The organism is Acinetobacter sp. HZNU-JH01 (assembly GCF_037996845.1).
Taxonomy (GTDB): Bacteria; Pseudomonadota; Gammaproteobacteria; order Pseudomonadales; family Moraxellaceae; genus Acinetobacter; species Acinetobacter haemolyticus.
In genome coordinates, this window is sequence record NZ_JBBMZX010000001.1 from 2,442,858 (window position 1) to 2,456,804 (window position 13,947).

General features: G+C 42.4%; 8 protein-coding genes, 2 tRNA genes and 3 rRNA genes. 10 read left to right on the forward strand and 3 right to left on the reverse strand.

Features of this window, described 5'->3' with window-relative positions; genetic code table 11:
- Nucleotides 1–35 precede the first annotated feature (35 nt).
- From pssA to AAC851_RS11670, 9 genes are all read left to right on the forward strand, one after another.
- Nucleotides 36–869 (forward strand): CDP-diacylglycerol--serine O-phosphatidyltransferase, encoded by an 834-nt coding sequence (pssA, locus tag AAC851_RS11630; RefSeq protein WP_004637848.1) that lies wholly within the window; start codon nt 36–38, stop codon nt 867–869.
- Between the two features lie 16 nt (nt 870–885).
- Nucleotides 886–1,947: a DUF6670 family protein gene (locus AAC851_RS11635; protein ID WP_005088163.1), complete on the forward strand. Its 1,062-nt coding sequence runs from the start codon at nt 886–888 to the stop codon at nt 1,945–1,947.
- A 398-nt stretch (nt 1,948–2,345) separates the two neighbouring features.
- Nucleotides 2,346–3,882, forward strand: a 16S ribosomal RNA gene (locus AAC851_RS11640).
- A gap of 164 nt (nt 3,883–4,046) precedes the next feature.
- Nucleotides 4,047–4,123 (forward strand) — tRNA-Ile (locus AAC851_RS11645).
- A gap of 36 nt (nt 4,124–4,159) precedes the next feature.
- Nucleotides 4,160–4,235, forward strand: a tRNA-Ala gene (locus AAC851_RS11650).
- A 317-nt stretch (nt 4,236–4,552) separates the two neighbouring features.
- Nucleotides 4,553–7,443 (forward strand): 23S ribosomal RNA (locus tag AAC851_RS11655).
- Nucleotides 7,444–7,618: 175 nt separating this feature from the next.
- Nucleotides 7,619–7,733: ribosomal RNA gene (rrf, locus tag AAC851_RS11660) — 5S ribosomal RNA — on the forward strand.
- Together the 16S, 23S and 5S rRNA genes with 2 tRNA genes alongside form the textbook arrangement of a ribosomal RNA operon.
- Nucleotides 7,734–7,851: 118 nt before the next feature.
- Complete coding sequence (locus AAC851_RS11665; RefSeq protein ID WP_151211592.1) at nt 7,852–8,928, forward strand: AI-2E family transporter; 1,077 nt, start codon at nt 7,852–7,854, stop codon at nt 8,926–8,928.
- A gap of 201 nt (nt 8,929–9,129) precedes the next feature.
- Entirely contained in the window at nt 9,130–10,293 is a 1,164-nt protein-coding gene (locus AAC851_RS11670; RefSeq protein WP_151211593.1) for an acyl-CoA dehydrogenase family protein, read from the forward strand.
- Between the two features lie 70 nt (nt 10,294–10,363).
- Here the strand turns inward: AAC851_RS11670 and AAC851_RS11675 are convergent, their stop codons facing one another.
- The 3 genes from AAC851_RS11675 to AAC851_RS11685 form a co-directional block, all read right to left on the reverse strand.
- Nucleotides 10,364–10,711 (reverse strand): hypothetical protein, encoded by a 348-nt coding sequence (locus AAC851_RS11675; RefSeq protein WP_100834044.1) that lies wholly within the window; start codon nt 10,709–10,711, stop codon nt 10,364–10,366.
- Nucleotides 10,712–10,776: 65 nt separating this feature from the next.
- Complete coding sequence (locus AAC851_RS11680) at nt 10,777–11,286, reverse strand: GNAT family N-acetyltransferase (protein ID WP_125501261.1); 510 nt, start codon at nt 11,284–11,286, stop codon at nt 10,777–10,779.
- Entirely contained in the window at nt 11,283–11,882 is a 600-nt protein-coding gene (locus AAC851_RS11685; RefSeq protein ID WP_005083429.1) for a TetR/AcrR family transcriptional regulator, read from the reverse strand. The genes AAC851_RS11680 and AAC851_RS11685 overlap by 4 nt, the downstream gene beginning before the upstream one ends.
- A 191-nt stretch (nt 11,883–12,073) precedes the next feature.
- On the opposite strand from AAC851_RS11685, the gene AAC851_RS11690 reads away from it, so the two are divergent.
- Nucleotides 12,074–13,876 (forward strand): acyclic terpene utilization AtuA family protein, encoded by a 1,803-nt coding sequence (locus AAC851_RS11690; RefSeq protein ID WP_100834042.1) that lies wholly within the window; start codon nt 12,074–12,076, stop codon nt 13,874–13,876.
- Nucleotides 13,877–13,947: the final 71 nt, after the last annotated feature.

The window sequence follows — 13,947 nt, forward strand, 5'->3', positions numbered from 1 at the left end:
ATCAACATCAAGATATTGTTGAGGAATTGAAAATAATGACAAATTCTCTGAAACCTGATTCTGATTTAAATAAAGATGGTCGAACTTTCGATGGCATTACATTTGAAGTGGAAGAGGAAGAGCATACGCAGGAAGGGCAAAAAGTAAAACGTCGTGGAATTTATTTGTGGCCGAATTTAATTACAACAGCGGCGCTTCTATCTGGTTTTTATTCCATCATTGCGAGTATGAATGGTAATTTTAATCAAGCGATTTATGCAATCTTTTTAGCTGCATTGTTGGATGGTTTAGATGGGCGTGTTGCACGTGCAATCGGGGCACAGAGTGCGTTTGGTGAACAATACGACTCATTATCTGATCTGCTTGCTTTTGGTGTTGCGCCTGCAATTTTGATGTATAGCTGGAGTTTACACGATCTTGGTCGTATAGGGTTGGCATGTTGTTTTATCTATACCGCTTGTGCAGCTTTCCGTTTAGCTCGTTTCAATGTACAGATTGGCGTGGTCGATAAGCGTTATTTTATTGGTATTGCAAGTCCACTCGCTGCTGTAGCTGTGATTTCGATGGTGTGGGTCGGGCGTGATTTTCCATTTATTTTTGATTTAAAAGACATTGTGATTCAAATTATTAATGCAGCTGTCATGGTTGGTATAGGTTTGCTCATGATTTCAAATATTAAGTATTACTCATTTAAACAAATGGACCGTAAGCGTGTACCTTTTGTTGTGATGTTGCCCGTGGTCTTGATTTTTGCAGCGATCACGTACAACATTCCAGTAGGGATATTGACAGTTTGTATTATTTATATCCTCTCTGGATTTGTAACGACTTTGTTGGCGAAAAAGAATGATTCAAAAATAACAACTTAAAAAATGGAGGTTCAGTATGCCAATATTGATCAGTAATAATCAATTAAAGCAGCTGAACCTCAATAAGTCAGATGCTCTAATCTTCTATCCACCTAAAGGTTTGTTTAAAATCGTTTATCAGGCATTGATCCTGCCGAATCTTCCAGCGCCCTTCCATTATCTGAATTTTATCAGCCTCATTGGACAACCACGCATTCCAGTTTGCTATAACGCGAGTGCAGTAATGACAACCGCAATTGATACAGCAACCGTATTGGTGAGCAGTAGTGTAGCAACGGTTGGGCATCTTAAAAGTTATAGCGCAAAAGATCAGTGCCAATTTGATGTTGATCGTTATCAATTTTTAAATATTGATCATATCCATGTTGATGCACCCAACTATTATTTTAAGCGCTTTGATGATGAACTTAGTTGTGAATTAAAAGTAAACACATTTGCTGAAGTTGAAAATCACTCTGCGTTACAATGGGGAGTTGCTGATTATTGGTACACACGATGTCAATGTGAAGGGGAGCTAGTATATAAAAAACAAAAATATCAAATCACAGCACAAGGGGTTTTAAAACATGCCCGCGCTGTACATTTACCTTTTATTGCATTTCACTTCTTTACCTATCAAATTATTCAAGTCCATGCTGAATTGCAAATTATTCTCACAGAGTTAAGAAATCAATGGAATCAGATTATTTTTACTCGAATAGAAGTTCAATATGATCAACAACCAAGCATACTTTACAATCAAAATGTGAGTTTTGATGTTATGCGAGTTTATCCAAAAGTACGAACGCCAAATGGACGTGATATGTACTTAGCGCGAGAATTTATTTGGCAGTACCAGCAAGGTGATCAGATTGTTTTTCAATTACATGGTCAAAGTCGTGGTGATTATAAATTTGGATTAGCTGCAGGTTATGTCGGAAGTTTTAACTATCAACTTTTTTGGAATAATGAGGCGTATCAAGGATCAGGCTATTGTGAATACATTGATTGTCGACCTTTACATTGGCAAGAAAAAAATAAAACCGAGCAAATAATAGATAAAATTCCACATTTTCAGCCCTATTTGTGCAAGAAGTAGACAGTCGTTCTGGTAAATGTGAAAAACCTCTTGCAACTCATTTCTAATCCTCTATAATGCACATCCATCGGCGGTGATGCGGATAAAAACTTGTTGATAAACAAGGATTTGGCTTTAGTGGTTAGATTTTTGGGTTGTTTGATAAGTTTTAAAAATATCTAAATTACCTGTTGACTTTTAAGAGATTAAGAGTAATATAGCCGACCTAGCTTGATGATGACGAATCATCGAGAAGATCATTAAGAGAATAGAAGAACAACTTGTGTGGATTTTTACTGGTTAATCGATTGAAAATATTTCATTGATTGAATGGTAGAAATTACTCGAAGTTTATTTGAGAAATTAATGTCAGAAAATTGATGAGTCAAGATTTGTAGCCATAAGCTACTAATGATTTTAAACTGAAGAGTTTGATCATGGCTCAGATTGAACGCTGGCGGCAGGCTTAACACATGCAAGTCGAGCGGGGAAGTGTAGCTTGCTACCTAACCTAGCGGCGGACGGGTGAGTAATGCTTAGGAATCTGCCTATTAGTGGGGGACAACATTCCGAAAGGAATGCTAATACCGCATACGTCCTACGGGAGAAAGCAGGGGATCTTCGGACCTTGCGCTAATAGATGAGCCTAAGTCGGATTAGCTAGTTGGTGGGGTAAAGGCCTACCAAGGCGACGATCTGTAGCGGGTCTGAGAGGATGATCCGCCACACTGGGACTGAGACACGGCCCAGACTCCTACGGGAGGCAGCAGTGGGGAATATTGGACAATGGGCGGAAGCCTGATCCAGCCATGCCGCGTGTGTGAAGAAGGCCTTATGGTTGTAAAGCACTTTAAGCGAGGAGGAGGCTACTCTAGTTAATACCTAGAGATAGTGGACGTTACTCGCAGAATAAGCACCGGCTAACTCTGTGCCAGCAGCCGCGGTAATACAGAGGGTGCGAGCGTTAATCGGATTTACTGGGCGTAAAGCGTGCGTAGGCGGCTGATTAAGTCGGATGTGAAATCCCTGAGCTTAACTTAGGAATTGCATTCGATACTGGTCAGCTAGAGTATGGGAGAGGATGGTAGAATTCCAGGTGTAGCGGTGAAATGCGTAGAGATCTGGAGGAATACCGATGGCGAAGGCAGCCATCTGGCCTAATACTGACGCTGAGGTACGAAAGCATGGGGAGCAAACAGGATTAGATACCCTGGTAGTCCATGCCGTAAACGATGTCTACTAGCCGTTGGGGCCTTTGAGGCTTTAGTGGCGCAGCTAACGCGATAAGTAGACCGCCTGGGGAGTACGGTCGCAAGACTAAAACTCAAATGAATTGACGGGGGCCCGCACAAGCGGTGGAGCATGTGGTTTAATTCGATGCAACGCGAAGAACCTTACCTGGTCTTGACATAGTAAGAACTTTCCAGAGATGGATTGGTGCCTTCGGGAACTTACATACAGGTGCTGCATGGCTGTCGTCAGCTCGTGTCGTGAGATGTTGGGTTAAGTCCCGCAACGAGCGCAACCCTTTTCCTTACTTGCCAGCATTTCGGATGGGAACTTTAAGGATACTGCCAGTGACAAACTGGAGGAAGGCGGGGACGACGTCAAGTCATCATGGCCCTTACGACCAGGGCTACACACGTGCTACAATGGTCGGTACAAAGGGTTGCTACCTAGCGATAGGATGCTAATCTCAAAAAGCCGATCGTAGTCCGGATTGGAGTCTGCAACTCGACTCCATGAAGTCGGAATCGCTAGTAATCGCGGATCAGAATGCCGCGGTGAATACGTTCCCGGGCCTTGTACACACCGCCCGTCACACCATGGGAGTTTGTTGCACCAGAAGTAGGTAGTCTAACCGCAAGGAGGACGCTTACCACGGTGTGGCCGATGACTGGGGTGAAGTCGTAACAAGGTAGCCGTAGGGGAACCTGCGGCTGGATCACCTCCTTAACGAAAGATTGATGGCCGGTAAGAATCCACAACAAGTTGTTCTTCGAGATATGTCTTTAAAGATTTAGAGTTAAGCCTTTAAGAAAAAACGAGACTCAAACACTACGCACAGCGGAGCTGTTTGTCTTGCAAAACTTTTAAAGCGTTGCTTTAAAACTTTCTCAGGGTCTGTAGCTCAGTTGGTTAGAGCACACGCTTGATAAGCGTGGGGTCACAAGTTCAAGTCTTGTCAGACCCACCAAATCTGAAAGATATGTCGTTCATTATGATTAAAGCTGGGGACTTAGCTTAGTTGGTAGAGCGCCTGCTTTGCACGCAGGAGGTCAGGAGTTCGACTCTCCTAGTCTCCACCATGTACTTTACGGAGTACGGGCTAAAGATTACAGAACTTAGTAAGTTAAACGCTTATTAACTTCTGTGATTTATCACAGTTTACTGCAAGCTGACGAGGCTGTAGTTAATCATTAACAGATTAGTAGAATTGAGTCTGAAATAAATTGTTCACTCAATTCATTCGAAAGAATGAAATTGAGAACTAGCAAAAACACTGAATCAAGCGTTTTGGTATATGAATTTAGATTGAAGCTGTACGGTGCTTAAGTGCACAGTGCTCTAAACTGTAATGTTGGTAATACTACTTGTAGGTATTAACGACTGTTTGGGGTTGTATAGTCAAGTAATTAAGTGCATGTGGTGGATGCCTTGGCAGTCAGAGGCGATGAAAGACGTGATAGCCTGCGAAAAGCTCCGGGGAGGCGGCAAATATCCTTTGATCCGGAGATGTCTGAATGGGGGAACCCACCCGCTACAAGGCGGGTATCAATAACTGAATACATAGGTTATTGAAGCGAACGAGGGGAAGTGAAACATCTCAGTACCCTTAGGAAAAGAAATCAATTGAGATTCCCTTAGTAGCGGCGAGCGAACGGGGAGCAGCCCATTAAGTTATGTGTGTTCTAGTGGAACGCTCTGGGAAGTGCGAACGTAGAGGGTGATATTCCCGTACACGAAAGGGCACACACAATGATGACGAGTAGGGCGAGGCACGTGAAACCTTGTCTGAATATGGGGGGACCATCCTCCAAGGCTAAATACTCCTGACTGACCGATAGTGAACCAGTACCGTGAGGGAAAGGCGAAAAGAACCCCTGTGAGGGGAGTGAAATAGATCCTGAAACCGCATGCATACAAGCAGTGGGAGCACCTTCGTGGTGTGACTGCGTACCTTTTGTATAATGGGTCAGCGACTTACATTCAGTAGCAAGGTTAACCGAATAGGGGAGCCGTAGAGAAATCGAGTCTTAATAGGGCGTTTAGTTGCTGGGTGTAGACCCGAAACCAGGCGATCTATCCATGAGCAGGTTGAAGGTTGGGTAACACTAACTGGAGGACCGAACCCACTGTCGTTGAAAAGCCAGGGGATGACTTGTGGATAGGGGTGAAAGGCTAATCAAGCCTGGTGATAGCTGGTTCTCCCCGAAAGCTATTTAGGTAGCGCCTCGGACGAATACCATTGGGGGTAGAGCACTGTTTCGGCTAGGGGGTCATCCCGACTTACCAAACCGATGCAAACTCCGAATACCAATGAGTACTATCCGGGAGACAGACTGCGGGTGCTAACGTCCGTAGTCAAGAGGAAAACAATCCAGACCGCCAGCTAAGGCCCCAAAATCATAGTTAAGTGGGAAACGATGTGGGAAGGCATAGACAGCTAGGAGGTTGGCTTAGAAGCAGCCACCCTTTAAAGAAAGCGTAATAGCTCACTAGTCGAGTCGGCCTGCGCGGAAGATGTAACGGGGCTAAAACTATGTGCCGAAGCTGCGGATTTGACATTAGTCAAGTGGTAGGGGAGCGTTCTGTAAGCCGATGAAGGTGTATTGAGAAGTATGCTGGAGGTATCAGAAGTGCGAATGCTGACGTGAGTAACGACAAAACGGGTGAAAAACCCGTTCGCTGAAAGACCAAGGGTTCCAGTCCAACGTTAATCGGGGCTGGGTGAGTCGACCCCTAAGGCGAGGCCGAGAGGCGTAGTCGATGGGAAATTGGTTAATATTCCAATACTTCTGTGTAATGCGATGAGAGGACGGAGAAGGTTAAGTCAGCCTGGCGTTGGTTGTCCAGGTGGAAGACAGTAGGCATGCATCTTAGGCAAATCCGGGGTGCTCTATGCTGAGAGTTGATAGCAAGCTGTACTTGTACAGTGAAGTGGCTGATACCATGCTTCCAGGAAAAGTCTCTAAGCTTCAGTTACACAGGAATCGTACCCGAAACCGACACAGGTGGTCAGGTCGAGTAGACCAAAGCGCTTGAGAGAACTCTGCTGAAGGAACTAGGCAAAATGGTACCGTAACTTCGGGAGAAGGTACGCTGCTGACGGTGATGGGACTTGCTCCCTGAGCTATTGGCAGCCACAGAAACCAGGCCGCTGCAACTGTTTATTAAAAACATAGCACTCTGCAAACACGAAAGTGGACGTATAGGGTGTGATGCCTGCCCGGTGCTGGAAGGTTAATTGATGGGGTTAGCGTAAGCGAAGCTCTTGATCGAAGCCCCAGTAAACGGCGGCCGTAACTATAACGGTCCTAAGGTAGCGAAATTCCTTGTCGGGTAAGTTCCGACCTGCACGAATGGCATAATGATGGCGGCGCTGTCTCCAGCAGAGGCTCAGTGAAATCGAAATCGCTGTGAAGATGCAGTGTACCCGCGGCTAGACGGAAAGACCCCGTGAACCTTTACTGCAGCTTGACATTGAACTTTGACCTTACTTGTGTAGGATAGGTGGGAGGCTTTGAAGTTGGAACGCTAGTTCCAATGGAGCCGTCCTTGAAATACCACCCTGGTAATGTTGAGGTTCTAACTCTGTCCCGTTATCCGGGACGAGGACCATGTCTGGTGGGTAGTTTGACTGGGGCGGTCTCCTCCTAAAGAGTAACGGAGGAGTACGAAGGTGCGCTCAGCGTGGTCGGAAATCACGCGTAGAGTATAAAGGCAAAAGCGCGCTTAACTGCGAGACCCACAAGTCGAGCAGGTACGAAAGTAGGTCTTAGTGATCCGGTGGTTCTGTATGGAAGGGCCATCGCTCAACGGATAAAAGGTACTCTGGGGATAACAGGCTGATACCGCCCAAGAGTTCATATCGACGGCGGTGTTTGGCACCTCGATGTCGGCTCATCTCATCCTGGGGCTGAAGCAGGTCCCAAGGGTATGGCTGTTCGCCATTTAAAGAGGTACGCGAGCTGGGTTTAGAACGTCGTGAGACAGTTCGGTCCCTATCTACCGTGGGCGCTGGAAATTTGAGAGGATCTGCTCCTAGTACGAGAGGACCAGAGTGGACGAACCTCTGGTGTACCGGTTGTGACGCCAGTCGCATCGCCGGGTAGCTATGTTCGGAAGGGATAACCGCTGAAAGCATCTAAGCGGGAAGCCTACCTCAAGATAAGATTTCCCTAGGAATTTATTCCTCTAAAGAGCCGTTCGAGACTAGGACGTTGATAGGTTGGGTGTGGAAGCACGGTGACGTGTGAAGCTGACCAATACTAATTGCTCGTGAGGCTTGACTATACAACACCCAAACAGTTGTTGTATTCAAGATAAATTCAATACTTAACTTGATTTAGTGTCAAAACTAGTTACAATACGACTCAATTAACTAATCCGTTAATAACTCTTTCGGTACTAAGTGGCATGAACTTAATAATAAGTTCAAAAGTAAGACCACCCAAAGCCAAAACAGTTTGCTGGCGACAATAGCAAGAGTGAACCACCTGATCCCTTCCCGAACTCAGAAGTGAAACCTCTTCGCGCTGATGGTAGTGTGGCACTTGCCATGTGAGAGTAAGTCATCGCCAGCTTTTAAATTCAAACACCCCCAACCTAATGGCTGGGGGTGTTTTTTTATGCACTATAAAAAATAAATTGGGGAAAATTACGGTATAACTATTGGGTGAAAAGATAAAACGTGATGTGAATATGCAAAATCATAATCTTGGTTCTTGGCAATCTAGCTTACAGACATTGGTTTATATTTTATTGTTTTTAATTCTCTTTGGATGGTTGTTGAAAGTTGGACAGGGTTTTCTATTACCTATCCTTGTTGCGACGATAGCGATGTATATCCTTATCACATTAAGCCATTGGCTTGTGAAGTTTCCCGTTTTGAAATCTACGCCAGAGTGGTTTAGAAGGATATTGGTATTAATTAGTTTTATCGTGGTTATGGTTCAGCTTATTAGTTTAGTAATTACAACTGGACAGAAAATTTTGGCAAAGATGCCAATCTATGAGGCGAATATTGAACAAGTTTTTTTGCATGTAAATGCATATTTAGGGTGGAGTAATAGTCCTGATTGGCAAATCTTTAGAGAAATGCTGATGAGTCAGATTAATCTTCAAAGTCTAATTACTTCGACGCTTACTTCATTTAGTGCGCTGACAGGCATGTTTTTTGTCATCATTGTATATGCCTTATTTTTATTGAATGAGCGAGATCAGTTTGTTAAAAAATTAATGATTGCATTTCCAGATGGTAAAATTGAACAAACACGGTTATTGATTGCGGATATTAATAAAAAAATTAGTGAATACCTTGTTGTTAAGACACTTATTAATTTGATTTTAGCAACGATTTGTTTTGTCATCCTTTGGGCTTGTGGTGTGGAATATGCATTATTTTGGGCTTTAATTATTGGTTTGTTTAACTATATTCCATATGTTGGTTCTTTATTTGGTGTAATTTTCCCTGTCCTAATGACATTGGCTCAAACTGGTTCGCTGCAATTAACTATTCTGGTTACGATCCTGTTGACGGTTGCGCAAATGTTCGTAGGTAATTTTTTGGAACCGCGTATGATTGGTAAACAAATTAATTTATCTCCGTTTGTTGTATTGCTCTCCTTGTCATTGTGGTCTTCATTGTGGGGAGTCGCAGGAGCGATTCTAGCAATTCCTCTTACTTCAATTTTTGTGATTGTTTTGGAGGCATTTCGATCTACTCGTCCATTTGCTATTTTACTCATGCAAAATCCTAAAAACTACGATCAAGCATAATTGCAACAATAGAGCTCAAATACTTACTTATAGAATTGGGCTCTTATTTTGAATAAATATATCAACGTTTTTAATAAATCATGACGGATAAAATTGATGCGCATTTTGCCAAGCGCTTGCTTGGTTTTTTCTTTTTTGATAAGGTAAAGCGCTTATAAATACTCTAATCGATTCAGAACTATTCAAGCCAGGAAGCAGAAAATGCAACTTAATCCGATCTACTATAATGAACAACACCAAGCTTTTGCGGACAATGTGCGTCGATTCGTGCAAAAAGAAATGGCACCATTTGTTAATGAATGGGATGAGGCTGAAACGTTTCCTCGAGAGCTTTATAAGAAAGCTGCTGAGATTGGATTATTGGGCTTAGGCTTTGGTGAAGAATATGGGGGTATTCCGGATGCGGATCCTTTTTACTCGTTACTCGCTGGTGTGGAAATGGCGAAAGCGGCTTCAGGCGGTGTGCATATTTCTTTGATGGTGCATACCATTGGCGCCCCACCAATTCAGCATTTTGGCAGTGAAGAATTAAAGGCTAAAGTTTTACCGGGCATTATTTCAGGTGAAAAAATTTCAGCGTTAGCAATTACTGAACCTGGTGGGGGGTCAGATGTTGCCGCTTTGCAGACCAAAGCAATTCGTGCGGGCGATTATTATATTGTTTCTGGTGAAAAGACCTTTATCACTTCTGGAATCCGTGCGGATTACTACACAGTAGCGGTGCGTACTGATCCCACCAAAACGGGTGCTGACGGTATTTCTATGCTGTTGGTTGATGCACATAGTGAAGGTATTACTAAAACACCACTAAAGAAAATGGGATGGTGGGCATCGGATACAGCTCATCTACATTTTGATCAAGTTCGTGTTCCTGTATCAAATTTATTGGGTAAGGAGAATGCTGGTTTTAAAGTGATTATGAATAACTTTAATATGGAGCGTTTTTTCTTGGGCGTGGTGGCTTATGGCTATGCGCTTGTCTGCTATGAAGAGGCATTAGATTGGGCACAACAACGCAAAACGTTTGGTAAACGTTTAGTTGACCATCAAGTGGTTCGTCATAAGTTGGTTGATATGGCAACGCAATTGACGACAACACGCGCTTTGCTTGAAGAAACGGCTTGGAAAATGACTCAACCACAATTACAGGGTGCTGATTTGGTTGCTCAAATTTCCATGCTCAAGAATGTCGCAACACGAACCATGCAGTTTTGTGCGGATGCTGCTGTGCAGACATTAGGGGGAATGGGCTTTATGCGTGGAACCAAGTCTGAGCGTATTTACCGTGAGGTGAAGGTGAATATGATTGGTGGGGGTGCGGAAGAAATTATGAAGGACTTGATTAGTAAGCAATTAGGTTATTAAACTTTAATGGAGCTTATTGAATTGTCTCAATCCAGTAGGCTCCTTTTCCATTTGGATGGGTTGCAATATGTCAAACTGATGAATCCTGAGTATAAATGAAAAATTGAAACCCTTGATCCTGTAATTTCTGCTTTGTACCCCGAGTCGTATCGTTTATTTTAATTGGAACTGCATCATGATCGATAAAATAGTTTAAGTCAGTTGGAGAGAAGGTAAATGAACCATGACCAACATTTAAATCAAGGTTATTTATTTCAATAATATTTTTTGTGCTTGGCGGTAAAATTGGAGGTAGCCAACCACGTTCAAAAGCATGTTCTGTTTGAGCATGCTGTAGATCTATAAATTTTGTTGTAACAGTATCATTTGTACAACCGAACATTAGGCTGGAAAGTAGGATTATAATTGTACGTTGCATATATTCTGCTTATAAAATTGGCATCACTTTATTTGTTTATTTTAAAGCTTCAAATATTTCAATCACTAGAAGACTTGATATTTTTTATCTGTCCAATTCGAATTTAAAATCGCCCAACGCTCATGATCTTTCCATTCTTTACCACCAACACGTAAATATTGGCGTGAAAACCCTTCTTTAACAAAGCCTGCTCCTGCCACAAGGCGAATGGAGGGGGAGTTTTCAGGTTGGATATTCGCTTCTAATCGATGCAAGTTCAGTGTTTGAAAAGCTTCTTGTAAAATAAGTTGAAGCCCATGTCGCATATATCCAAGACCTATATATGGATAAAAGGCTTCATAGCCTAAATAAGCTGAATGGAAGTGACCTCGAATAATATTCGAGATATTAAAGGTTCCTACAATGGCATGATTCTCAGTTAAGCAGACAAAATAATGATGTTCTTGTTGTAGGTATTGTTCAAAATCTTTAGGAGGATATGTCCACGGTTGATGTAGATGAATACTATTTTGGTAGGCTTGTTTGATTTCAGCTAAATCGCTGAGTTGAGGTTTACGCAAATAGACTCGACTCATTTCAAAGCCATTTCCCACACCATTTCAGTCAATTCATCAATTTTCACTTTACCTTCAGGTCGATACCAAGTCACTGTCCACGAAATAGAACCACCGACCAACCGTCGCCAAATAAATGCATCATGTTTGACTTTACCTAGGGTCCGTAATTTTTCAATCACATCAAGCCAGACTTGCTCATATTCATTACGCATTTTCAAAAGGTATTCTTGTTTTTCTTTAGAAAGCGCAAACCATTCATGAACCAGCACCGCCATAGCCGCACCAGTATCACCAGTAATTGAGATTAATTCAGCTCTGATTAAATCACGCAATTGCTGTTCAGGATCATTTGATCGTTCAGCCGCTTCTTTAAGCCGTGCAAAGTTATAAATAATAGTTTGTTCCATCACAGTAGCAAGAATGTCATCTTTACTTTTAAAGTGATGAAAGAGACTACCGGATTGAATACCAATAAATTCACCCAGTTGGCGAACCGTGGTTTTATCATAGCCTTGCTTGTAAAACAGATAGGCGGCACCTAAGAGTAAACGTCCACGTGGGCTATCGTCAAAACATACGATTTTAGGTATTTGCTCAATTGAAGTTGCGATCATGCCTGTCCGTCTATCCCGTCTTATCAAAGTGTATTGTAACAAAATTCATTTTATGAATTGTCTTATCTTTTTATAACAAGCATTTGCTTGAATTTGTCTGTTTTTGCTAATACAGCATATCATTCTGCACTTTACAAACCAAGCACTTGCTTGGTAATGTTGTGTTGTTTTTAATAATAATGAGAAAGCTCATGACAAGCGTCAAGCAGGATGACCAAAAGCCAGTAAAAATCGGATGTGCTTCAGGGTTTTGGGGCGACACCAATACAGCTGCTTTTCAGTTGGTACATCTGAGTGATATTGATTATTTAGTCTTTGATTATCTATCTGAAATTACCATGTCAATCATGGCTAAAGCAATGATGACTGATCCTAATCATGGTTATGCATTGGATTTTGTTAGTCGTGTGATGTCTCCACTGATTAATAAAATTGCTGAAAAGAAAATCAAAGTAATCAGTAATGCAGGTGGGGTAAATCCCTTAGCTTGTCGGGATGCTTTACAAAAAATCATTGATGAAAAAGGTTTAGATTTAAAAGTTGCGGTGGTGTTAGGTGATGATGTATTGCCTATGCATGCTGAATTACTCACACAAAATGTTCAGGAAATGTTTAATGCTGAGGCCTTGCCTGCGCATGTAGCAAGTAGTAATGCTTATTTAGGTGCTGTTGCTATTCGTGACGCTTTGGATTTGGGCGCGGATATTGTGATTACAGGTCGTGTAGTTGATTCGGCTGTAGTACTTGCACCGTTGTTACATGAATACAAATGGTCACTGGATGACTATGACAAACTCGCACAAGGTTCATTGGCAGGGCATGTGATTGAATGTGGTGCTCAATGTACAGGTGGTAATTTTACTGATTGGCGTTTGGTACAAGGCTTTGACAATATGGGCTTTCCAATTGTAGAAGTCAGTGCAGATTCCTCTTTTATTGTGACTAAACCACAAGGTACAGGTGGTTTAGTGTCGACTGCAACGGTCGCAGAGCAAATCGTTTATGAAATTGGCAATCCACAAGCCTATTTACTTCCTGATGTGACAGCTGATTTTAGCCAAGTCCATTTAGAACAAGTGGGTGATGATCGAGTTAAAGTCACAGGTGTAACAGGTCGAGCACCAACTCAACAATATAAAGTGAGTGCCACTTATGCCGATGGTTATCGTGTTTTAGTCAGTTTCTTGATCGCAGGTCGAGAAGCGCCAGAAAAAGCACAAGCCATTGCCAATGCCATTATCAATAAATGTGAGCGTGTATTGGCTTTACGTTCTGTTCCTCCATTTACAGAAAAATCGATCGAAATTTTAGGTATTGAAAGCACCTATGGGGCACATGCACGCATTAAAGAAAGTCGTGAAGTCGTGGTCAAAATTGCAGTCAAACATATGTTTAAAGAAGCATGTATGTTCTTCGCTTCGGAAATCGCACAAGCTTCTACAGGTATGGCACCTGCATTAGCGGGCATTGTCGGTGGTCGTCCTAAAGCTTCTGTCGTCGTGAAATTGTTCTCTTTCCTGATTGATAAAGATCAAATCAAGGTTGAAGTTGATTTTGCAGGCCAGCGACATCCTGTTGAGATTCCTACAGGCTCAGCAACACAGAATTTCGCTCCCCATCCAACTGGTGAAGTCGCAACTTATCAAGGCGATGAAATCGAAGTGCCTTTGATTGAGATTGCCCATGCCCGTAGTGGAGATAAAGGTAACCATAGCAATATTGGCGTGATTGCGCGTAAAGCAGAATATTTGCCTTGGATTCGAGCAGCACTTACTGAATCTAATGTTTCAGACTATATGCAGCATGTTTTAGATCCACAAAAATCAAAGGTCATTCGTTATGAGTTACCTGCGATGAATGCACTGAATTTTATATTGGAAAATGCCTTAGGTGGTGGTGGGATCGCAAGTTTACGCATTGATCCCCAAGGTAAGGCTTTTGCACAGCAGTTGTTAGATATGCCAGTCAAAGTACCGAAAGGGTTATTTGATTAAAAATTTATAAGGTAAAAATAATACTTGACTTGCTGTAATCAATTTTATAATTTTGCTGTGTGTTCTTATAT

Excerpts from the sequence above, each read along its gene's own strand:
- pssA (WP_004637848.1), top strand. The coding sequence starts at position 36 with ATGACAAATTCTCTGAAACCTGATTCTGATTTAAATAAAGATGGTCGA.
- AAC851_RS11635 (WP_005088163.1), top strand. The coding sequence starts at position 886 with ATGCCAATATTGATCAGTAATAATCAATTAAAGCAGCTGAACCTCAAT.
- AAC851_RS11665 (WP_151211592.1), top strand. The coding sequence starts at position 7,852 with ATGCAAAATCATAATCTTGGTTCTTGGCAATCTAGCTTACAGACATTG.
- AAC851_RS11670 (WP_151211593.1), top strand. The coding sequence starts at position 9,130 with ATGCAACTTAATCCGATCTACTATAATGAACAACACCAAGCTTTTGCG.
- AAC851_RS11675 (WP_100834044.1), bottom strand. The coding sequence starts at position 10,711 with ATGCAACGTACAATTATAATCCTACTTTCCAGCCTAATGTTCGGTTGT.
- AAC851_RS11680 (WP_125501261.1), bottom strand. The coding sequence starts at position 11,286 with ATGAGTCGAGTCTATTTGCGTAAACCTCAACTCAGCGATTTAGCTGAA.
- AAC851_RS11685 (WP_005083429.1), bottom strand. The coding sequence starts at position 11,882 with ATGATCGCAACTTCAATTGAGCAAATACCTAAAATCGTATGTTTTGAC.
- AAC851_RS11690 (WP_100834042.1), top strand. The coding sequence starts at position 12,074 with ATGACAAGCGTCAAGCAGGATGACCAAAAGCCAGTAAAAATCGGATGT.